24 protein-coding genes are annotated in these 20098 nt (G+C 45.9%); 17 read left to right on the forward strand and 7 right to left on the reverse strand.

Annotation, left to right across the window (positions count from 1 at the left end):
* Nucleotides 1-11: 11 nt before the first annotated feature.
* The 5 genes from remB to dnaA all read right to left on the reverse strand — a co-directional run bounded on the left by remB (nt 12) and on the right by dnaA (nt 4495).
* Nucleotides 12-296: an extracellular matrix regulator RemB gene (gene remB / locus ACTRXF_RS03075; protein ID WP_022792942.1), complete on the reverse strand. Its 285-nt coding sequence runs from the start codon at nt 294-296 to the stop codon at nt 12-14.
* Between the two features lie 13 nt (nt 297-309).
* Entirely contained in the window at nt 310-1428 is a 1119-nt protein-coding gene (gene recF, locus ACTRXF_RS03080) for a DNA replication/repair protein RecF (RefSeq protein WP_474261226.1), read from the reverse strand.
* 10 nt (nt 1429-1438) lie between these two features.
* Nucleotides 1439-1663 carry a S4 domain-containing protein YaaA gene (gene yaaA / locus ACTRXF_RS03085; RefSeq protein ID WP_022792944.1) on the reverse strand — a complete coding sequence of 75 codons (225 nt, stop codon included), beginning with the start codon at nt 1661-1663 and terminating at the stop codon, nt 1439-1441.
* A 202-nt stretch (nt 1664-1865) separates the two neighbouring features.
* The gene (gene dnaN, locus ACTRXF_RS03090; protein WP_474261227.1) at nt 1866-3008 is read right to left on the reverse strand and encodes a DNA polymerase III subunit beta; all 1143 of its coding nucleotides are present in this window, start codon (nt 3006-3008) and stop codon (nt 1866-1868) included.
* 146 nt (nt 3009-3154) lie between these two features.
* Nucleotides 3155-4495, reverse strand: coding sequence for a chromosomal replication initiator protein DnaA (gene dnaA, locus ACTRXF_RS03095; RefSeq protein WP_474261228.1), 1341 nt, complete (start codon nt 4493-4495; stop codon nt 3155-3157).
* A 624-nt stretch (nt 4496-5119) separates the two neighbouring features.
* On the opposite strand from dnaA, the gene rpmH reads away from it, so the two are divergent.
* From rpmH to ACTRXF_RS03140, 9 genes are all read left to right on the forward strand, one after another.
* Nucleotides 5120-5257 carry a 50S ribosomal protein L34 gene (gene rpmH / locus ACTRXF_RS03100; protein WP_079474470.1) on the forward strand — a complete coding sequence of 46 codons (138 nt, stop codon included), beginning with the start codon at nt 5120-5122 and terminating at the stop codon, nt 5255-5257.
* A 100-nt stretch (nt 5258-5357) separates the two neighbouring features.
* The gene (gene rnpA, locus ACTRXF_RS03105; RefSeq protein WP_474261229.1) at nt 5358-5720 is read left to right on the forward strand and encodes a ribonuclease P protein component; all 363 of its coding nucleotides are present in this window, start codon (nt 5358-5360) and stop codon (nt 5718-5720) included.
* A gap of 227 nt (nt 5721-5947) precedes the next feature.
* Nucleotides 5948-6583 carry an RNA-binding cell elongation regulator Jag/EloR gene (jag, locus tag ACTRXF_RS03110; RefSeq protein ID WP_474261230.1) on the forward strand — a complete coding sequence of 212 codons (636 nt, stop codon included), beginning with the start codon at nt 5948-5950 and terminating at the stop codon, nt 6581-6583.
* Between the two features lie 219 nt (nt 6584-6802).
* On the forward strand, nt 6803-8179 hold the full coding sequence (mnmE, locus tag ACTRXF_RS03115) for a tRNA uridine-5-carboxymethylaminomethyl(34) synthesis GTPase MnmE (RefSeq protein ID WP_322525348.1): 1377 nt from the start codon (nt 6803-6805) through the stop codon (nt 8177-8179).
* 46 nt (nt 8180-8225) lie between these two features.
* Nucleotides 8226-10106, forward strand: coding sequence for a tRNA uridine-5-carboxymethylaminomethyl(34) synthesis enzyme MnmG (mnmG, locus tag ACTRXF_RS03120; RefSeq protein WP_474261231.1), 1881 nt, complete (start codon nt 8226-8228; stop codon nt 10104-10106).
* Between the two features lie 129 nt (nt 10107-10235).
* The gene (gene rsmG / locus ACTRXF_RS03125; RefSeq protein ID WP_474261232.1) at nt 10236-10949 is read left to right on the forward strand and encodes a 16S rRNA (guanine(527)-N(7))-methyltransferase RsmG; all 714 of its coding nucleotides are present in this window, start codon (nt 10236-10238) and stop codon (nt 10947-10949) included.
* 116 nt (nt 10950-11065) lie between these two features.
* Nucleotides 11066-11908 carry a nucleoid occlusion protein gene (gene noc / locus ACTRXF_RS03130; protein ID WP_474261233.1) on the forward strand — a complete coding sequence of 281 codons (843 nt, stop codon included), beginning with the start codon at nt 11066-11068 and terminating at the stop codon, nt 11906-11908.
* 40 nt (nt 11909-11948) lie between these two features.
* Nucleotides 11949-12722, forward strand: coding sequence for a ParA family protein (locus ACTRXF_RS03135; protein WP_022792953.1), 774 nt, complete (start codon nt 11949-11951; stop codon nt 12720-12722).
* Nucleotides 12703-13551: a ParB/RepB/Spo0J family partition protein gene (locus ACTRXF_RS03140; RefSeq protein WP_474261234.1), complete on the forward strand. Its 849-nt coding sequence runs from the start codon at nt 12703-12705 to the stop codon at nt 13549-13551. Before ACTRXF_RS03135 ends, ACTRXF_RS03140 begins: the two co-directional genes overlap by 20 nt.
* Nucleotides 13552-13626: 75 nt before the next feature.
* On the opposite strand, the gene ACTRXF_RS03145 is transcribed toward ACTRXF_RS03140, so the two are convergent.
* Nucleotides 13627-14085 (reverse strand): GNAT family N-acetyltransferase, encoded by a 459-nt coding sequence (locus ACTRXF_RS03145; protein ID WP_474261235.1) that lies wholly within the window; start codon nt 14083-14085, stop codon nt 13627-13629.
* A 277-nt stretch (nt 14086-14362) separates the two neighbouring features.
* Between ACTRXF_RS03145 and ACTRXF_RS03150 the strand changes: the two genes are divergently transcribed.
* The gene (locus tag ACTRXF_RS03150) at nt 14363-15073 is read left to right on the forward strand and encodes a DUF554 domain-containing protein (RefSeq protein WP_474261236.1); all 711 of its coding nucleotides are present in this window, start codon (nt 14363-14365) and stop codon (nt 15071-15073) included.
* On the opposite strand, the gene yyaC is transcribed toward ACTRXF_RS03150, so the two are convergent.
* A complete protein-coding gene (gene yyaC, locus ACTRXF_RS03155; protein ID WP_474261237.1) occupies nt 15011-15733 on the reverse strand; it encodes a spore protease YyaC in 723 nt (240 codons plus the stop codon). The two genes, ACTRXF_RS03150 and yyaC, sit on opposite strands and share 63 nt — an antisense overlap.
* Nucleotides 15734-15941: 208 nt before the next feature.
* On the opposite strand from yyaC, the gene ACTRXF_RS03160 reads away from it, so the two are divergent.
* The 7 genes from ACTRXF_RS03160 (at nt 15942) to ACTRXF_RS03190 (ending at nt 20087) form a co-directional block, all read left to right on the forward strand.
* Entirely contained in the window at nt 15942-16130 is a 189-nt protein-coding gene (locus tag ACTRXF_RS03160; protein ID WP_091615215.1) for a DUF951 domain-containing protein, read from the forward strand.
* Nucleotides 16131-16284: 154 nt separating this feature from the next.
* On the forward strand, nt 16285-17385 hold the full coding sequence (gene ychF, locus ACTRXF_RS03165; RefSeq protein WP_322525355.1) for a redox-regulated ATPase YchF: 1101 nt from the start codon (nt 16285-16287) through the stop codon (nt 17383-17385).
* 138 nt (nt 17386-17523) lie between these two features.
* Nucleotides 17524-17811 (forward strand): 30S ribosomal protein S6, encoded by a 288-nt coding sequence (gene rpsF / locus ACTRXF_RS03170; protein ID WP_022792961.1) that lies wholly within the window; start codon nt 17524-17526, stop codon nt 17809-17811.
* 27 nt (nt 17812-17838) lie between these two features.
* On the forward strand, nt 17839-18327 hold the full coding sequence (gene ssb, locus ACTRXF_RS03175) for a single-stranded DNA-binding protein (RefSeq protein WP_474261238.1): 489 nt from the start codon (nt 17839-17841) through the stop codon (nt 18325-18327).
* A 44-nt stretch (nt 18328-18371) separates the two neighbouring features.
* A complete protein-coding gene (gene rpsR, locus ACTRXF_RS03180; RefSeq protein ID WP_022792963.1) occupies nt 18372-18608 on the forward strand; it encodes a 30S ribosomal protein S18 in 237 nt (78 codons plus the stop codon).
* A 152-nt stretch (nt 18609-18760) separates the two neighbouring features.
* Nucleotides 18761-18898: a hypothetical protein gene (locus ACTRXF_RS03185; RefSeq protein WP_474261239.1), complete on the forward strand. Its 138-nt coding sequence runs from the start codon at nt 18761-18763 to the stop codon at nt 18896-18898.
* Nucleotides 18899-19148: 250 nt separating this feature from the next.
* On the forward strand, nt 19149-20087 hold the full coding sequence (locus tag ACTRXF_RS03190; protein WP_474261240.1) for a YybS family protein: 939 nt from the start codon (nt 19149-19151) through the stop codon (nt 20085-20087).
* Nucleotides 20088-20098 lie beyond the last annotated feature (11 nt).

Here is a 20098-nt window from a genome sequence, read left to right on the forward strand (position 1 = left end):
TCTTTATAAGCTCAGTCCTCTTTAGCTGACTGTATTTCTTCATGATATTCATCATATTCTGAAATAATCTGCGATCTGCGTTTCAGCGTTAACGAAGAAATAGGAGAGAAATAAACCTTCTCTTTCGTAACCACGACGGACTTTGCTTCGGAATCTGCAATTTGCTCTTTATCGTCATTTTCGACTGCCTGCAGGAACTGTCTTGTGATACTTGAAGAGTCCTGACTGTTGCTGTCTAAAATCGCAATGACATCTTTTGAACGTATTACGGTGCCGTCGCCTAAATGTATAAACAATGTGATTCACCACCTACTGTTTTTCCAATTGTCCCTGGCGGGCAGTAAATACGGTTGCCCGCTCGATTGTCTCGTGCTTGATGCTTTCAATGCTTGTCGTTGTAACAAAGGTCTGTACTTTTCCCTGGATCGCGTCAAGTAAATGAGACTGCCGATGCTGATCGAGTTCAGAGAGTACGTCATCAAGCAGCAGGATCGGATACTCTCCCACATAAGCGCGGATCAGCTCTATCTCTGCCATTTTTAACGATAGGGCAGCTGTTCGCTGCTGGCCCTGGGACCCGTATGTCTGTACGTCCCGTTCGTTAACCAGAAGCTTCATTTCATCCCGGTGCGGTCCTGCCAGCGACAGTCCACGGCGGATTTCATTTTCCCTGCGGCGCTCAAGCTCTGCCCGTAGCTGTTCAGCGAGTGCTGAGGCTTCCATTTCCGCGTGAATGTTTGCGGAAGGGTCATACTGCAGCTCAAGCTGTTCCCGACCCTGTGTGATCCGTGTATGAATCTCTGAGGCCCATCCTTCAAGCTGCTGCAAAAATCCGTAACGCCGCTGGATTACTTTCACGGCTGCTTCGATGTATTGTTCATCGATGACCTCAAGTGTTAATTCCTGCTCCCGGCTGGGTACGGGGAACATACCCTTCAGCAGCTGGTTGCGCTGCTTTAGAATGCGCTGGTATTTGGAAAGATCGTGAAGATACACCGGACTGATCTGGCCAATCTCCATATCAATAAAACGCCGCCTCATATTCGGCCCGCCTTTTACAAGGTTTAAATCCTCCGGGGCAAACATGACGACGTTGCATGCGCCTATATATTCGCTCAGCTTTTTTTGCTCGATGCCATTCTTTTTTACTTTTTTTCCTTTAGCCGAAAGAATAACTTCGAGATCAACATGACGCTGCTCCCGCTCTACCGAAGCTTCGATACGGGCAAATTCGTGGTTCCAGCCAATCAATTCCTTGTCTTTGGAAGTCCGGTGGGATTTCGCAAAAGCAAGCATATGAATAGCTTCCATCAGGTTTGTTTTTCCCTGGGCATTTTCCCCGACAATAACGTTTACAGTGTTCTCTATTTGCAAGGCAATATCACCGTAGTTGCGATACTGCTTGAGCCGAATGTTTTTTACATACACAGGCCTGTGCTCATCCTTCGCCGGTACCGATAGTGAAGCTTCCGTTTTCTTCGACTTCCACTACGTCCCCTGGATACAGCTTTCTTCCCCTGCGGGCTTCTTCTTCTCCATTCACTTCTACAGCGAATTCAGAGAGAAACCACTTTGCCATACCACCTGTATCGATGATTCCAGCTTCTTTGAGGAACTGGCCGAGTGTTATATATTCGGTTGTGATATTAATCGCCTCTCCCATATCGATCCTCCCGACGCCGGATATTAAAGCATAATTATTACTTCTGCCTGTTTCCGAACATATTTCATTCATACTCTATATTTTACTAAAAATAAGCGAAAAATGCCAGTATATCGCACTATTCGTTTCATATTCCCTGTCAGCATAACATAAGAAAAACGGCCTCCTGTTTTATACAAAAGGCCGTATAATTGTTCAACTTTTAATACGTGCGTACCGGCGAAAATAAATGCAGCATCTGATCATGGTCTGTCGGCCGCACCACAAATGGGCTCATTGCCCCGGTAAATTGAATATGAATTTTTTCACTGTCGATTACTTTCAGGGCATCTGTGATATTTTTTCCGTTAAACGAAATGCGAAGCTCTTCTCCGTCTATTTTATCACAATCGATGTTTTCCGTCACTTTCCCAATTTCGGAGGAAACGGAGTTGATCTCTACCCTTCCATCTCCGAGTGTTTTTAAGTTGATCACGTTGTTTTTTGTTTCTCTTGAAAGCAGCAATGCCCGGTCAAGTGACTGGAGTAATTCTTTCGTATACAGCTCCACCCCGGTTTTCGTTTCAGAAGGAATCATATTTTTTGTGACTGGATATTTCCCATCAAGAAGCCGGGAATAAAACAGGAGATGCGGAAAACGGAACATTACCTGGGTTTCCGTAATAATAATTTCCACCGTGGCATCATCATCGCTCAGCAGGCGGCTTAGCTCATTCAGGCTTTTACCTGGAATGACAATGTTAGACAGGTCAGGTGCATCCGAACCTGCTTCGAGATTTGCTTTCCGGAGAGCAAGCCGGTGGCTGTCTGTAGCAGTACAGATCAGTTCTCCGTTCTCACTTTCAAGGTTTACACCTGTCAACACTGGTCGCGTTTCCTGGGCCGACACGGCAAAAACCGTCTGGCGGATCATGTCCTTGAGTAAGCTCTGGGGCAAATGAAACATATTTGTATCATCCAGCTTTGGAAGCCTTGGGTATTCTTCTGGGTCCAGACCATTCAGGTTAAATACGACAGAGCCGGAACGGATCGTAGTCGCGAACTGGTCCTGTACGACGACTTCAATTTCTTCCCCTGGAAGCTTTTTTACTATTTCCGCAAAAAAACGGGCCTGGAGCACAATGCTTCCCTGCTCCTGCACCTGAACATACTGATTATCGTTTTCCTCTGTGGGAATGAACGTTTCGATGGATATATCAGAATCACTGCCGGTTAACGTTACGCCATCAGCAGCTGCAACGATTTTAATTCCGGTCAGTATTGGAATTGTCGTTCTGGAGGAGACAGCTTTATTTACGTTTTGTACATGTTGCACAAATTGATCTCGATCGACGGTGAAATGCATAGGTCATCTCCCTTTATATATATTGTTTTTAAAGTAGTAATAGTAGTAGGGCTTGTTAGTAATGTGGATAAATAACATTTGAACTGCTAAATCGGGCATTTGTCCCTGTGAGTAAGTTGTGTATAACTTCGGTTCGTTATCCACACCTATGTGCGTAATTGATCGATGATCCCCTGGACAGTTTTTTGCAGTTCTGTATCTGTCGACATCAGATTTGATATTTTTTCGTGGGCGTGAATGACGGTTGTGTGGTCTCTGCCTCCAAAAGCCTCACCGATTTTCGGCAGAGAGGCATCCGTCATTTCCCGTGACAGATACATGGCGATCTGACGCGGAAAAGCAATGCTTTTTGTACGCTTTTTTGCTTTTAATTCCGGCACAGGCATCTGAAACTGGGTAGCCACCCGTTCCTGGATATGCTCAATGGTGACTGTCTTAGGCTGGGCGGTAGGAATGATATCTTTCAGAGCTTCAGCCGCCAGGTCAGCATTCATGTCCTGATTGATCAACGAAGAATAAGCGACGACACGGATAAGTGCCCCCTCGAGTTCACGAATGTTTGTATCAATCTGATTGGCAATATAGAGCATGACTTCGTTTGGAATATCGAGCATTTCCGCTTTCGCTTTTTTGCGCAGAATAGCGATTCTAGTCTCGAGGTCCGGCGGCGTGATATCAGTGATTAATCCCCATTCAAACCGGGAGCGGAGCCGGTCTTCAAGCGTTGGTATTTCCTTTGGCGGACGATCGCTGGAAATGACAATTTGTTTGCTTTCTTCATGAAGAGCATTGAAGGTGTGGAAAAACTCTTCCTGGGTCTGCTCTTTTCCTGCTAAAAACTGAATATCGTCAATAAGCAGTACATCGACGTTTCGATATTTGTTCCGGAAATGCACAGCTTTGTTGTCCCGGATAGCATTGATGAATTCATTGGTAAACTTTTCAGAGGACAGGTACATAACTTTGGCATTTGGATTATGATCAATAACGTAATGACCGATGGCATGCATTAAGTGGGTTTTTCCAAGGCCGACACCGCCGTAAATAAACAATGGATTGTACGCTTTGGCTGGCGCTTCGGCTACTGCAAGCGATGCAGCGTGGGCAAAACGGTTCCCGGAGCCGATCACGAAAGTATTAAATGAATATTTATCATTCAGCATGCTCTTTGGAGGGTCCTGGCTGGAGCCGGACGGAGCTGCTTTTGGGGGCGCTGGTTCATTTTCAACCGGAACTTCAGCCTGCGGGATCACAAATTTCACCTGCAGCGCGGATCCGGTAATATCTTCTAAAGCATCCGTAATCAGGTTTGTATAACGGCTCTCAAGCCAGTCGCGGGCAAACTCATTCGGTGCTTCAATAATTACGGTATCTCCTTGAAGATCCGAGGCCTCTGTCGCTTTCAACCACGTTTCATAGCTTGGTTTACTTACTTTTTCCTGCATTAGTTCCAATGTCTGGTTCCATAAATCAGTAATATTTTCCAATAAGGACGCACTCCTCTCGTACAGGTTTAGCAGTATACAATGGTTTGGCTGGAGACTCAAATCGCTGGAAAGACAGAAAAGGCTTCTATCTTATCATGGTGAAAGAAAGAAACCCAATAAGTGAATATGCGGGAGATGCATATTGTATGCGTTATAAAATTATTGTGCAATAATAATAAAATTATGTAAAAAAAGAAATACACATAATGCACAGGGCTGTGAATAACATTGTCCAATGGCTGTGGAAAATTATCCACAAAGTTATCAACAGCTGTGGATAAGGTTGCATTGTATGGAATGTTATTAACAGAAACTTAATCCATGATAGCAAATAAAAAGATGAATAACAACGGGAACATATTTGTTTATCCACAAACTCAAGAACTTGTGTATAGAAACTATCCACAGCACTAGATTATGTGTACAGGTTGTTCATAATGCTGTGGGCATTTTTTATGTTCGCTTTTATTTATCCACACAGCAGAAAAGAATTGCTGTGCACAAATGCAGGAAACACAGCCAGCGGTATCGGCCAGGGGGTGGTTGACAGTTTTTCTTATTCTCTATATAATTTACGGGAATGTTTTCGAACGTTTATTACTCCTTAAGGAGGTGCGATACACTATGGGAAAACCAACATTTACCCCTAACAACCGGAAGCGTAAAAAAGTACACGGTTTCCGTGCGAGAATGGGAACAAAGAACGGTCGTCAGGTTTTGAAAAATCGTCGTCGTAAAGGTAGAAAAGTATTATCTGCATAAGAAGGCCACGGATTTTATCCAGTGGTCTTTTTTTCTGTCTTCAGCCGGAAAGAAAAATAAAAATGCCGGTGGTTTTTATAGGAAAAGGGGGAACCGGGTGATGAAAAAGCACAATCGTTTAAAAAAGAATCACGAATTCAGCTATATTTTTGCGCACGGAACTTCCTTTGCCAACCGGCAATTTGTGCTTTATACCTTAAAAAAAGAGGAACAGGTTCATTACCGGGCAGGACTTACCGTCAGCAAACGGATGGGAAACGCCGTCATGCGCAACCGGATCAAGCGTTATCTGCGTGAAGCTGTATCGGAGCTTGAGCCCCGGATCCCCGGAGGCTATGACCTGGTAGTAATAGCGAGGAAACCGGTAGCGGATATGGATTACCATGAAACAAAAAAAAGTCTGACCCATGTATTTAAAAAAGCCGGTTTGTTAAACTCAGGTAAAGCAAAGCCCAACAAGTAGACACAAAGTTGTTTTCGCTTCTGGCCGGCAGCGGCTGGGGGCGAAAAATACTTTTAAAATAGAGGGATTTCTGCTGGTGCTGAAGAAATTGTTTACAAGGACCGTGCGTAAATAAACTCAAAATCACTTTACACATACATGTACGTGCAGCATAAGCATATACATGCCCGTAATAAACGAAAATCGGGTACTTAAGAAACGTAAGGAACGAGGAGGGCGGGGTAACGGTGAACCAATCGATGAAGGTTTCGGGGAAAACAGTAGAAGAAGCTTTAGATACAGCTGTGCGGGAATGGGAAACAACAATAGACCGTATCGAGTACCAGGTGCTTGAAGAACCAAGAAAAGGATTTCTCGGCATTGGAGCGAAGCAGGCTTTCGTAGAAGTATCCCTTCGAATCGACCCTGTGGAGGAAGCGGCTGCATACTTAAAAGATCTGATTCAGGCTATGAACGTAGAAGCAGAAGTGGAAGTACAGATCTCAAGAAAGCATACCGCGATGGAGATCAAAGGCTCTTCTCTCGGCCTTCTGATTGGAAAGCGTGGAAAGACCCTCGATGCGCTCCAGCATCTTACGAATACAGCCGCCAATAAGCATGCTGACGCCAAGCAGCATATAGTACTTGATGCTGAAAATTACCGTGGGAAACGAAAAGAATCGCTGCAGAGGTTTGCAGAGCGGATGGCCGGAAAAGCGCTCCGGGAAGCCAAAGCAATTAAACTTGAGCCTATGGACGCAGCGGAACGAAAAATTATTCATCAGGCCCTGCATCAGCATAAAAATATTGAAACAACTTCTTCAGGAAAAGAACCAAGACGTCACGTAGTAATTACACCTGGTGCAAAAGAAAAGTTAAAATGAGACAAATTGCCGCCTGGACTGCCGGGCGGTTTTTTAAAAAGAAACAGGCAGATGTACACAGGTTATCCACATGTGGATAAAAACCTTTTTCGAACTGCTTTCATATGATATTCTATTTAGTTAGAAGCATATAAGGAAACTGACGAAAGCGATGCCGAAAAAGGTGTCGTCCTTTTCGTGTGTCTAATAGATGAAGAAAAACCCAGGGAGGGTTGATGAATGGAAACAGATACAATTGCCGCGATTTCGACTCCGAGCGGGGAAGGAGCTATTGCGATTGTCCGCCTGAGCGGAGACGAAGCGCTAAATATTGCGGATCATGTGTATAAGGGCAAAAAATCTCTTCATGACGTGGAAACCCATACGATCCATTACGGGCATATTATCGACCCAGCGGACGGCTCCGTGATTGAAGAATCCATGATTTCTGTCCTCAGGGCTCCAAAAACATTTACAAGAGAAGATATCGTGGAAATTAACTGTCACGGAGGACTGGTTTCGGTCAATCGTGTCCTTGATAATGTATTAAGTCAGGGAGCGCGGCTGGCGGAGCCTGGAGAGTTTACGAAACGGGCATTTTTAAATGGGCGTATTGATCTGACGCAGGCGGAAGGTGTCATGGACCTGATCAGAGCTAAAACCGACCGGGCGATGCAGAGTGCTTTAAAGCAGGTTGAAGGAAGGCTTTCTGAACGCATCCGTAAGCTTCGCCAGAAGCTTCTTGAAACAGTAGCCAATGTGGAAGTGAACATTGACTACCCTGAATTTGATGCTGATGTTGTGACGACAAATGTTTTGAAAGAGAATGTTTCGTTTGTCGGCGAAGAGATCGATCAGCTTCTCGTAACGGCGCGGCAGGGAAAAATCATGCGTGAAGGACTTGGCACAGCGATTATCGGCCGGCCGAACGTGGGAAAATCCTCCCTGATGAATAATTTGGTACATGAAAACAAAGCAATTGTAACGGAAGTGCCCGGCACCACAAGAGACGTGCTCGAGGAGTATGTAAACGTCCGGGGGGTGCCGCTTCGTTTAATTGACACCGCCGGTATACGTGAAACTGAAGATATTGTGGAAAAGATCGGCGTAGAACGCTCCCGCCAGGTGCTGCAGGAAGCGGAGCTGATTCTTCTTGTCATCAATAGTGCAGAGCCGCTCTCCGATGAAGACCGAGCATTATTTCAGGCAGTTCAGGGCATGAATGTTATTGTTATAATGAATAAAACGGATCTTCCTAAACAGGTCGATGAGGAAGAACTCCGGGAGTATACCTCTGGGCGGCCGATTATTGCCGCTTCTTTTCTGAATGATGAAGGCATTGACAGTCTTGAAGAAGCAATTGCCCACCTCTTTTTTGATGAAGGGGTGGAGGCAGCGGACATGAATTATTTGTCCAATGCCCGTCATATTGGGTTATTGAATCAGGCAAAACGTTCGGTAAATGACGCTTTGGAAGCCGTGGAAATGGGAGTACCAGTAGACATGGTACAAATTGATATTACCCGGGCCTGGGAACAGCTCGGAGAAATTGTCGGGGAAAATGTGCATGACGGATTAATTGATCAGCTGTTTGCCCAGTTTTGTCTCGGAAAATAGATACACCCGCTGCAGGCGGAGGGTAATACTAGAAGGAGGAACTGTAATGAGTTACAACGGAGGAAATTATGACACGATTGTCATCGGCGCCGGACATGCGGGCGTAGAAGCAGGGCTTGCTTCTGCACGCATGGGAGCTAATACATTGATGCTGACGCTGAACCTGGACGCCGTAGCGTTTATGCCGTGCAACCCGTCCGTAGGAGGGCCGGCAAAAGGCATCGTCGTCCGCGAAATTGATGCGCTCGGCGGAGAAATGGCTAAAAATATTGATAAAACCCATATCCAGATGCGGATGCTTAATACAGGAAAGGGACCGGCTGTTCAGGCGCTCCGTGCGCAGGCTGATAAATTTCTTTATCAGCAGGAAATGAAGCGGACCCTTGAGAACACAGACAATTTAACGATCCGCCAGGGACTGGTGGAGGAGTTGATCGTTGAAGATAACGTATGTAAAGGCGTAGTCACTAATACTGGTGCGAGCTATTATTCTTCCTCGGTCGTAGTGACAACGGGCACTTATCTGCGCGGCAAGATTATTCTCGGAGAACTCGCTTATGAAAGTGGTCCGAATAACATGCAGCCTTCCATCAATTTATCGGACAGCATTAAAGCGCTCGGGCTCGATATGGTCCGGTTCAAAACCGGCACTCCGCCCCGGGTGAACAGTAATTCCATCGATTACAGCAAAACAGAGATCCAGCCCGGCGACGAGCAGCCGCGGGCCTTTTCCTACGAAACGGTGGAATTCATTACTGATCAGCTCCCGTGCTGGCTCACCTATACCGGCGCAGAAACGCATGAGCTGATTACAAACAACCTGCAGCGCTCCCCAATGTATTCCGGTATGATCGAAGGAACAGGTCCGAGGTACTGCCCTTCAATTGAAGACAAAATTGTCCGTTTTAACGACAAGCCGAAGCACCAGATTTTCCTCGAACCCGAAGGCAGAAATACAGATGAAGTTTACGTGCAGGGGCTCTCAACCAGTCTTCCGGAGGACATTCAGTTTGGCATACTCAAAACGATCCCGGGACTTGAAAACGTAAAAATGATGCGCCCGGGATATGCGATCGAATACGATGCAATTGTTCCGACGCAGCTGTGGCCGACCCTTGAAACAAAAACCGTGGAAGGTCTCTTTACGGCCGGTCAGATTAACGGTACTTCGGGTTATGAAGAAGCTGCCGGGCAGGGGATTATGGCCGGAATCAATGCAGCCTGTAAAGCACAGGGCAAGGAAGGCGTCATCCTTGACCGTTCGGATGCGTATATTGGAGTACTTATTGATGATCTGGTCACTAAGGGCACCAACGAACCATACCGCCTGTTAACATCGAGAGCGGAATACCGCCTGCTTCTACGTCATGACAATGCCGATCTGCGTCTAACCGATATCGGTCATGAGATCGGATTGGTTCCGGAGGCCCGCTACGAACGATTTGTGCATAAAAAAGAATCGATCGAGGCTGAGAAAAAACGATTGGAGAGCTTTACTCTGAAGCCGCATGAAGAAATTAATGATATGCTCATTTCCCGCGGTTCAACAGCGATGAAGGAAGCAGCTTCGGCGGCCCACCTGATGAAGCGGCCGGAAATCGGTTATGCTGACGTTGCTCCATTTGCAGACGCGCCTTCGTCTATTGCGCCGGATGTAGCCGAACAGGTGGAAATTCAGGTAAAATACGAAGGATATATTTCCAAACAGCTTGAACAGGTCGAGCGGATGAAAAAAATGGAAGAGAAAAAAATTCCAGAGAGCATCGATTACCACTCCATCTCGGGTATTGCGATTGAAGCGAGACAAAAGCTTTCAGAAGTACGTCCGCTTTCTGTCGGACAGGCATCCCGTGTATCCGGGGTGAATCCGTCCGATATATCTATACTGCTTGTGTATATTGAACAGGGCCGTATGGCAACAACGTAACAGTGCGTGATAAAGCCCCTGCTTACTGAAAGCAGGGGCTTTTTTTAAGACAACGCCGTTTTGCTAAGGGGTAAACACCAGGAGTGTGAGCGTTGTCGTATTATCCAGTGAAGGGCAGGAAAGAAAAGAATGAGTAAAGAAACGTTTCCGGAATGGCTTGAAGCCATACATATTTCTTTGGACGATAAACAGAAGAAGCAATTTGAACAGTATTATCAGCTGCTAGTGGAATGGAATGAGCGCATGAATCTGACAGGCATTACTGAAGAACGGGAGGTATATGAAAAACATTTTTATGATTCTCTTACCGGGGCTTCCCTTTCGGCCTTTAAGGCAGAAGGAACCCTGATCGATGTCGGTTCAGGAGCCGGCTTCCCAAGTCTGCCTCTTAAGATCTGCTTTCCGGAGCTTCAGGTTACGATTGTCGACTCTTTAAAAAAACGCATCGGTTTTTTAGAGGAAATCGTCAGTGAGCTTGGACTTGAAGGAGTGACCCTTATCCATGACCGGGCGGAGCAGCTGGCTCGTCAAAAGACGTACCGGGATCAGTTTGACGCAGCGAGTGCCCGTGCTGTGGCTAAGCTGCCAGTACTGCTCGAGCTCTGCCTGCCGTTTGTAAAGCCGGGAGGTGTTTTCATTGCTTGGAAGGGAGCCAGCGGGGAAGAAGAACTGCTTGAGGCAGAAAACGCCCTGTTAAAATTAGAAGCAGAAGCATTGGCCCCGAAGAAAATGAAACTGCCTGAAGAAGAGAGCGAACGGGTGCTTTTAGCATTCGAAAAAAGGAAAAAGACCCCAAAAGCGTATCCGAGAAAACCAGGGACCCCGGCAAAAAATCCTTTATAATCACCCACGGCTCATTCGACAACCCTTAGAAACGTGATAGAATGAAAGAGCAAATGTACGAAATCCACTAGTGAAACATCATGGGCCGCAGTTTTTAAGTGAGGTGATATACGGGTATGAAACAGTCGATTCAAAAATGGTTCGGTCTGGGAGACAACCAGGCTGAAAAAAGCGGCATTAATGAACACGAAGTTAAAATGATTCCCATCCATCAAATCATGGCGAATCCTTTTCAGCCACGGACCATCTTTTCAGATGAAAAGCTTTCGGAATTAGCTCAATCGCTGCAGACGCACGGCCTTCTGCAGCCAATAACGGTCAGAAAGCAGTCCGGAGGCTATGAGATTATTGCTGGCGAAAGGCGTTGGCGCGCTTCGCAGAAGCTTGGATGGAAAGAGATCCCGGCGCTGGTGAAAGAATTTAATGATACCCAGACGGCCTCAATTGCGCTTATTGAAAACCTGCAGCGGGAAGCATTGACAGCGCTTGAAGAGGCAGCTGCATACGCCAGGCTGCTTGAAATGAATCAGCTCACGCAGGCAAGTCTGGCGCAGCGGCTGGGAAAAAGTCAGTCGACCATTGCTAACAAGCTCCGTCTGCTGCATCTGTCTGAATACGTTCAGGAGAAGCTCTCAGAAAAAGAAATTACTGAACGGCATGCCAGAGCCCTTCTGAAGCTGCCGGAGGCGGAGCGCCAGGATCGTATCGTTAACGAGGCCATTGAAAAGGACTGGAACGTGAAACAGACGGAAGACAGGATTGCTGCTTTGCTTGATCCAAAGCCAAAAAAGACAAGGCAGCCGAAAAAGCACGTATCCAAAGATACCCGTATTGCCTTAAATACGATCCGGGAGTCGATAGATATGGTGACGAAAAGCGGCATGGCAATTGATACGGATGAAGAAGACTATGATGGTTATTATCAGGTAACCATTCGAATACCAAAATCGAAGCAGTAAACAAGAAGAACAGCATGGAACTGGGAAAGTAGGTGTATCGATGGCAAAAACTGTTGCTATCGCCAACCAGAAAGGCGGCGTTGGGAAAACAACAACAGCAGTAAATATTAGCGCCTGTCTGGCACATGTAGGACAGCGGGTGCTTCTCGTGGACATTGATCCGCAGGGCAATGCTACCAGCGGGGCGGGCATTGAAAAAGGGGACGTTGAAAAGTGCGTTTATAACGTTCTCGTTGAAGACACAGATATTCGTGATATTGTCCGGGGAACAGCCTTGGAACAACTGGACGTAGTACCTGCCACCATCCAGCTTTCCGGGGCAGAAATTGAACTGGTCTCCACTATTTCCCGGGAAATCAGGCTGAAAAATGCATTGGAGGATGTGGCGGCGCAGTACGACTACATAATAATCGATTGCCCTCCCTCCCTTGGGCTTTTAACGATCAACGCGCTTTCCGCTTCGGATTCGATTTTAATCCCTGTGCAGTGCGAGTACTACGCCCTCGAAGGATTGAGCCAGCTGCTCAATACCGTCCGGCTTGTGCAAAAGCACTTAAACCATGATCTGGAAATCGAAGGAGTCCTGCTTACAATGCTCGACGCAAGGACCAATCTCGGATTCCAGGTTATAGAAGAAGTAAAAAAATATTTTCAGGAAAAAGTATTCGAAACGATTATTCCCCGGAATATACGTCTTGGGGAAGCTCCAAGCCACGGTCTTCCAATTATTATGTACGACGCAAAGTCTAAGGGTGCCGAGGTCTATTTAGAATTAGCAAAGGAAGTGGTTGCTGGTGGCCAAAGGTCTAGGTAGAGGATTGAACGCTTTTTTCCCGGAAGAAACAGGCGGCAACGAAGATCAAATCACTGCCGTACCAATACAGGAATTACGGCCGAACCCTTATCAGCCGAGAAAACGATTTGAAGAAGAAGCGATTGAAGAGCTGAAGCAATCTGTGGCGGAGTTCGGTGTTTTGCAGCCAATTCTCGTTCGCAAAAGTATTAAAGGGTACGATATTGTTACGGGAGAGCGGCGGTTCCGTGCTGCCTCAGCGGCAGGCCTAAAAGAAATTCCGGCGATTGTAAAGGATTTAAGCGATGAGCGGATGATGGAAGTCGCGTTAATTGAAAATCTGCAGCGGGAAGATCTGAATCCATTAGAAGAAGCCCATGCGTATCAGCGTCTGGTGGAATCACTCGACATTACTCAGGATGAACTGTCCAAGCGGCTCGGAAAGAGCAGACCGCACATTGCCAATTATATCCGACTTCTGCAGCTGCCGGCAGAAGTGCAAAAGCTCGTTGAGACCAAGGAGATTTCCATGGGACATGCCAGAACGCTTCTTGGATTGAAAAAGAAAGAGCTGGCGGTGAAGGTAAGCGAACAGATTGTTAAACAGGCACTCAATGTCAGGCAGACGGAAGCACTTGTTCAGCAGATGAACGAGGGTGTTCCACGTGAAACAAAGCCAAAACAGCCGGCCTCTCCTTTCCTTGAACAAAAAGCTGAGGAACTCCAATCATATTTTGGTACCTCCGTTTCTATTCAGCAGGGAAAAAACAAAGGAAAGATTGAAATCGAATTCTTTTCGGATGAGGACCTGGATCGGATTCTTCAGCTTCTGAGTGAAGAAAAAGAATAAGGAAAGGGCTTCCGGTTTTACCCGGGAGTCCTTTCTATTTTGCATGGCTTAAAAGGCGGAGGGTAGGACGAAGTATCAGGCGTAGGAGGAATGGCGTTCAAGTACTACCATGGGATGCCCGTCGGAAAGGCTGAATGTGCGGGAAATGACAAATCCAAATGAATGGTAAAGATCGATCGCCGGCTGGTTTTTTTCGCTTGTATAAGCGTAAATTAAAGTATCCAGATGGTGATTTAATAGATATTTCAGCAAATAAGAGGCAAAGCCCCTCCGGAAAAAATCCGGGTGGACGACGAGTCTTGTGATTTGCAGCTTTTTTTCCTGGTATTCATAAGCAATAAAAGCGCAAAGCTCCCCCTCCACAAAGTAACCAACAAAGGTTTCCTTCGATGCCCGGATAGCTTCCACCGTTTCATTTAGAGCAGGGATATCAAAATTGTCTATAAGCACAGCTTCTGTATGGTAGGATTGCTGCTGCAGAGCAAGTATACTTTTAGCGGTATTGTATTTATGATTAGGTAAAAGGACGATCATTATAATCTCTCCTTAAAATGAAAGGGCAGAAAAAACGATAAAAGACATCAGCTATGTAACCTTTGCCTTTTAGGGCAAGCCCGCTCCAGTTCATTTTATAGTAAAATATTTAAAGCCAGCCCAAAAGGCACAAAAATCAATAGCCAAAAGCACAGGATGAAGAGACTCACCGTTGCTTCCGGCATTTGGACTGCACTTATCAGCGTATCCACAAAGGATTTCAAAAGAATATACAGAGAGAAATAAAGAAACAAATGGGAAAAGGGAGCGGACATTTATGGTGCTGACAGGAACATTGGTCAACGGAGTGACTATTATTATTGGATCATTAATGGGGTTATTGTTTCACCGTATACCGGAAAGAATGAAAACAACCATTATGCAGGCGTTGGCGCTGGCGGTTGTTCTTCTTGGCATTCAGATGGGACTGCAGACAGAACAATTTTTAATTGTCGTGGGCAGTCTGGTAACTGGAGCCTGGGCAGGAGAGCGCCTGCGAATCGAAGATGGTCTGGAGTCGGTCGGCCAGTGGGTGGAAAAACGAATGGGAAACAGCGGTACAGAGAACACAGTAGCCAAAGGTTTTGTAACTGCCACGCTGGTATATGTGGTGGGAGCTATGGCAGTGCTTGGAGCAATGGACAGCGGGCTGCGCCAGGAGCACGATGTGTTATTTACAAAATCAATGCTGGACGGATTTTCAGCGCTTATTTTTACAACGACGATGGGGATCGGGGTGTTATTTTCGTTTATCCCAGTCGTTATTTACCAGGGATCCATTGCCCTTTTTGCCGTCCAAATTGATAGGCTGGTGCCGCAGGAGGCCATGGATACCTTTATTACTGAAATGACGGCTACCGGCGGCGTGATGATTATTGCTATCGGCTTAAAGCTGGCAGGTCTTTTAGAAATCCGGGTGGCAAATCTACTTCCGGCGATACCGATGGTGGCTTTTTTTGTGTTTATTATCCGTCTGTTCGGCGGATGAAGCCTCCCGAAGGAAGCGGACATGGTCGTCCTCGTTATGGAAAGTTAACGGAGGGGTGGTGGCTTCTTCCTCCTTCAGGACATGCTGCGTTGAGATTGACCGGTCGGCAAGAAGGAAGCTTTCTGCTATTAAAGAAGCCATTGTGTCGATAGTATACAACCTGGTATTTTGCAGTACGAAGTATTCCATCATTCCGCTGACATTCACTATGCCGTTAATATGCATATCTCCAACCATTGGAAGCTTCTTTTTCATGGCAGCTCCCGGAGTTACTCCTCCTTCATTCAAAGTAACTTTCCCTACATTCTGAAGATAACCAAGACAGGCGTCTACAGCGATAATAAAAGCATGCGGATGCTCTGCGGCAATGATCGAAAGCGTTTCTTCTAAATTAACAGCATGTACCGGGTACTGGAGAGTGCCGTATATATAAAAGTTTTCCAGTTGCTTTTCAAGAAGCTTGCTTCCGGTTAAAGGCCCTAGAGAATCTCCGGTGGAGCGGTCTGTGCCAATACAGACCAGGATGATATCTTCATCTGTGACACGCTCCCGGATGTGACCGGTCAGGCAGTCCGCCAGCTCTCCAGCACTTCCGGGCTCATCCATGCTGACGTGGCAGTGAGTACGGTAGGCTTCACGTGAAACAGCTTTTTTCCCCATAGCAGATAACTCCTTTCCAGAATTCTCCCCAAAAATAATTGTATTAGCCTACTATACCCGCGTTTGGGTAAAAATAACTGTCGTATTTAAGCAAAAGCCGCCCCGGACAGAAAGATGAGAGTTTAATTGAGGTTTTTGACGGATTACGATAGGATAAAAAGTACCGAATCGTTCAGGTGAGATGAGAAGAAAGGAGAAAACGGGCCTTATGGTGGAAAAGCAGCCTTTTGATATCAATAGTATTGTGGAAATGAAAAAGCAGCATCCTTGTGGAGAAAATCGCTGGAGAATTATCCGGATGGGCGCCGATATCCGGATTAAGTGCGAAGGGTGCGGACATAGCGTGATGCTTCCGAGAAAAGAATTCAGTAAAAAGGTGAAAAAGGTGCTCGAATAATTCCGGTAAAGCTGCTCTTGTTGTCGCAAAAGTGAAATTATACTATACTCAAAGCAATATACTAACGATAAAGAGTTGCTTTTAAGGACAGCTGCGGTTGTCCTCTTTGTTATGTTTAGAGAAATATTAATTGAAAGAAAGAAGGAAATAATAAATGGCTTTAACTACAGGTATAGTCGGACTTCCGAACGTCGGGAAGTCAACATTGTTCAACGCGATCACTCAGGCGGGAGCGGAGTCTGCCAACTATCCGTTCTGCACAATTGACCCGAACGTAGGTATTGTGGAAGTGCCGGACAGCAGGCTCGAACAGTTAACAAATATGTTTCAGCCGAAAAAAACGATTCCTACCGCATTCGAATTTACAGACATTGCCGGCATTGTTGAAGGAGCGAGTAAAGGAGAAGGCCTGGGAAATAAATTCCTTTCGCATATCCGCGAAGTGGACGCTATTTCCCACGTGGTACGCTGCTTTGACAGTGATGACGTGACTCACGTCTCGGGGAAAATAGATCCGATCCATGATATCGAAGTAATTAACCTGGAACTGATTCTTGCAGACCTTGAGACGGCAGAAAAGCGGATCGATAAAGTAGCAAAGCTTGCCAAATCCAAGGATAAAGATGCAATGCAGGAGCATGCAGTACTCGAAAAGATTGTCGAAGCACTGAAAGAAGAACAGCCCGTGCGCAGCCTGGAATGGACTGAGGAAGAGCTGAAAATCGTTAAAGGCTTCCAGCTTCTCACGATGAAGCCGGTATTATACGTCGCCAACGTCAGCGAAGATGACTTAATGGAAGAAGAAGACAATGAGCACGTCTCCCGTGTCAAAGAATTTGCAGCAGCTGAAGGTGCGGGCGTTGTAGTTATCTCGGGGAAAATTGAAGAAGAACTCGCGGAGCTTGAAGGAGAAGAAAAAAATGAATTTCTTCAGGATCTCGGCATTGAAGAGCCGGGGCTTGACCAGCTGATCCGGGAAGCTTATTCCCTGCTTGGCCTGCAGACGTATTTTACTGCAGGTGAACCGGAAGTAAGGGCCTGGACGATCCGCAAAAATACAAAAGCTCCCCAGGCTGCCGGTGTAATCCACAGTGATTTTGAGAAAGGCTTTATCCGTGCCGAGGTTGTCGGATACGAAGACCTGATGCAGGCAGGTGCAATGAATAGCGCCAAAGAAGCAGGCAAGGTAAGGCTTGAAGGCAAGGAATATATCGTTAAGGACGGCGACGTTGTTCATTTCCGCTTTAACGTTTAATTTTTCCTCCGGGAATATTGTAAAATGCAATTCAAGCTGATATAATTTTAACTTGCGAGTTAAAAACGGATAAGCGTTTTTTGCTCCTTGTTCTTTTCCACCGGAGAAGAGCCGAAGACCAAAAGGAGGTGACGCAGCATGCGGAATTATGAAGTACTTTACATTATCAGCCCGAATGTTGACGAAGATGGTGTCAAAAACACAATCGAACGGTACAACAAAATCTTAACGGATAACGGCGCTGAAATTGAAAAAGTAGACGAAGTAGGAAAAAAACGTCTCGCATACGAAATCAATGATTTTCGTGACGGGTATTACGTTGTAACCTACATTAAAGGCACCGCGGACGCTACCAACGAATTTGACCGTCTGGTTAAAATCGATGATAACGTAATCCGCCACTTAGTTGTTCGTAACGACGACTAATTTCATTAACAATCAGGAGGGGTTTAAATGATAAATCGTGTCGTGTTAGTCGGTCGGCTGACCGCGGACCCTGATCTGCGTTATACCCCGAACGGCGTAGCAGTCGCTAACTTTCGCATTGCGGTAAATCGTCCATTTACCAACCAGCAGGGCGAACGGGAAGCAGACTTTCTTAACTGCGTCATTTGGCGGAAGCAGGCAGAAAATGTGGCCAATTACTTGAAAAAAGGCAGCCTGGCCGGTGTGGATGGACGTATGCAGAGCCGGAGCTATGAAAACCAGGAAGGCCGTCGTGTAACGGTAGTAGAAGTTCAGGCGGAGAGCGTGCAGTTCCTTGAACCGCGCGGAGCGTCCGGAGGCGGAGGTTCTTCGCAGGGAAGCGGCTATTCTCAACAGCAGAGCAGCCAGAGCTCAGGTTCAGGCCAGCAAAATCGCGATTCGTCTAATTTAAACGATGATCCGTTTTCGGATAACGGGCAGCCAATCGACATTTCAGATGACGATTTGCCATTCTAAAACCCCTGAGAGCATAAACAATCTTTTATAAAGGAGGATAAACAATGGCAGCAGCAGCACGTCGTAGAGGAAAAAGACGGAAAGTTTGTTACTTCACAGTAAACAAAATTACTCATATCGATTACAAAGATACTGAACTCTTGAAGAAGTTTATTTCAGAAAGAGGGAAGATTCTTCCACGCCGCGTAACTGGTACGAGTGCGAAATATCAGCGTAAGCTGACCCGCGCTATCAAGCGTTCCCGTCACGTAGCATTGCTTCCTTTTGTGCGCGAGCAGTAAAGGAAACATTTAAACACCCTTTTCCAGGCCTTATGCCCGGGGAAGGGTGTTTTATTGTATGGAAACTGGCTGTATGTTTAGGCCGCTCCCTCCCCGGGGTATAAATGAAGTAATTGTTAAAGCGTTTTATATACTGGGAAGGAGGTTTTCATATGGACGTTCAGTCTTATATTACAAAAATTAATAAACAGCTTGAAGAATTGAAGCAGGATGATATTCAAGCCGCAGAGGAAAACATAGAAGCAGAGGTTCCAAACGAATCTTCCTTCAAGCTGCCGAATGAAGAATAAATAAAAGCCCGGCTGCAGATAAATAAACGAAATAAGGCGCTGACGTAAGTCAGCGTTTTTTAGATATGTACAGCCTTTGACTATTCGGCTGTTCGTCTTTCTTTTTAAAAGGGAATAAGCTAAAATGAACGAATGGAATTTCCATGAGTACGAAGAGATAAAGGCAGCACTGGGATAATGTGGGAGTGAAAGCAATTGGGCGGCTGCTGTACATTTATTTGACTGCCTTTGTAAATGAGGTGAACGTGAAGTGAAAAATGCTAGAAGTGTCGCAGAAGCAGCCGTCTTTAGCGCTATTTTCCTGGTGCTGGTACTGCTGCTGATCTTTGTGCCGGTCGTCGGAAGTATATTAACGATAGCGATGCCGCTTCCGTTTATTATTTTTGTGGCAAGAAACGGATGGAAGCCGGGCATTTTTATGTTTATCGTCTGTGCGCTGCTTGCGACTTTGTTTACGGGTGGTATTGGTTTTCCGACTGCTTTGATTTTCGGTCTTGGGGGCATTGCAGCAGGTGCGCTTATTCATCAAAAGAAGCCGGCTTTTGCCGTTTTTGCTGCAGGGACTGTGGCTTATATCATCGGCCTGGTTTTATTTTATTTAAGTTCGGTTCTTTTGTTTAATATTGATCCGATCCAATTGATCCAGCAAACACTGAATGAATCTATTGCCCAGGCGAGAAGCATGATGGAGAGTATCGATCAGAATACCTCAAATCTGGATGCCTTAGCAGAGATGGTTACACTGATTCAATACATCGGTCCGGTGCTCCTTATTGGCACAGGCATTATTCTTTCATTTATAACCCAGGTGTTCGCTCATGTTATTTTGAAGCGTGTCCGGATGGATTACCAGCAGTTTCCGGCTTTTCGAAACTGGAATTTTCCGAGGTCTCTCATATGGTATTATTTGACCGGTTCCATATTTATTTTGATTGGGCTTGAAGAAGGCACGGCTATGTATATTGTTGTTATGAATCTTTTTCCTCTTTTGGAGCTGGCTGTGGCGATTCAGGGCTTTACCGTGATCTTTTATTTCCTGCATGCTAAATCCTATCCGAAATACTACGGGGTTCTCATTATCGTCGGGAGTATATTATTATCAACAATAGCATTATTTTTGGCCCGCATTTTAGGTATAATAGATTTAGGTTTAAACTTGAAGCAACGCATTCAAACCGACACGAAGTAGGGGTTGAGTTA

The sequence above is a fragment of the Marinococcus sp. LNHM3E3-2.2 genome (assembly GCF_056034385.1).

Coding starts and splice junctions, on each gene's coding strand:
- rpmH (WP_079474470.1), top strand. CDS start 5,120: ATGGGAAAACCAACATTTACCCCTAACAACCGGAAGCGTAAAAAAGTA.
- rpsF (WP_022792961.1), top strand. CDS start 17,524: ATGCGGAATTATGAAGTACTTTACATTATCAGCCCGAATGTTGACGAA.
- mnmG (WP_474261231.1), top strand. CDS start 8,226: ATGAGTTACAACGGAGGAAATTATGACACGATTGTCATCGGCGCCGGA.
- ssb (WP_474261238.1), top strand. CDS start 17,839: ATGATAAATCGTGTCGTGTTAGTCGGTCGGCTGACCGCGGACCCTGAT.
- ACTRXF_RS03145 (WP_474261235.1), bottom strand. CDS start 14,085: ATGATCGTCCTTTTACCTAATCATAAATACAATACCGCTAAAAGTATA.
- dnaN (WP_474261227.1), bottom strand. CDS start 3,008: ATGCATTTCACCGTCGATCGAGATCAATTTGTGCAACATGTACAAAAC.
- rnpA (WP_474261229.1), top strand. CDS start 5,358: ATGAAAAAGCACAATCGTTTAAAAAAGAATCACGAATTCAGCTATATT.
- ACTRXF_RS03135 (WP_022792953.1), top strand. CDS start 11,949: ATGGCAAAAACTGTTGCTATCGCCAACCAGAAAGGCGGCGTTGGGAAA.
- rpsR (WP_022792963.1), top strand. CDS start 18,372: ATGGCAGCAGCAGCACGTCGTAGAGGAAAAAGACGGAAAGTTTGTTAC.
- yaaA (WP_022792944.1), bottom strand. CDS start 1,663: ATGGGAGAGGCGATTAATATCACAACCGAATATATAACACTCGGCCAG.
- ACTRXF_RS03160 (WP_091615215.1), top strand. CDS start 15,942: ATGGTGGAAAAGCAGCCTTTTGATATCAATAGTATTGTGGAAATGAAA.
- yyaC (WP_474261237.1), bottom strand. CDS start 15,733: ATGGGGAAAAAAGCTGTTTCACGTGAAGCCTACCGTACTCACTGCCAC.
- ACTRXF_RS03185 (WP_474261239.1), top strand. CDS start 18,761: ATGGACGTTCAGTCTTATATTACAAAAATTAATAAACAGCTTGAAGAA.
- ychF (WP_322525355.1), top strand. CDS start 16,285: ATGGCTTTAACTACAGGTATAGTCGGACTTCCGAACGTCGGGAAGTCA.
- ACTRXF_RS03150 (WP_474261236.1), top strand. CDS start 14,363: ATGGTGCTGACAGGAACATTGGTCAACGGAGTGACTATTATTATTGGA.
- noc (WP_474261233.1), top strand. CDS start 11,066: ATGAAACAGTCGATTCAAAAATGGTTCGGTCTGGGAGACAACCAGGCT.
- mnmE (WP_322525348.1), top strand. CDS start 6,803: ATGGAAACAGATACAATTGCCGCGATTTCGACTCCGAGCGGGGAAGGA.
- rsmG (WP_474261232.1), top strand. CDS start 10,236: ATGAGTAAAGAAACGTTTCCGGAATGGCTTGAAGCCATACATATTTCT.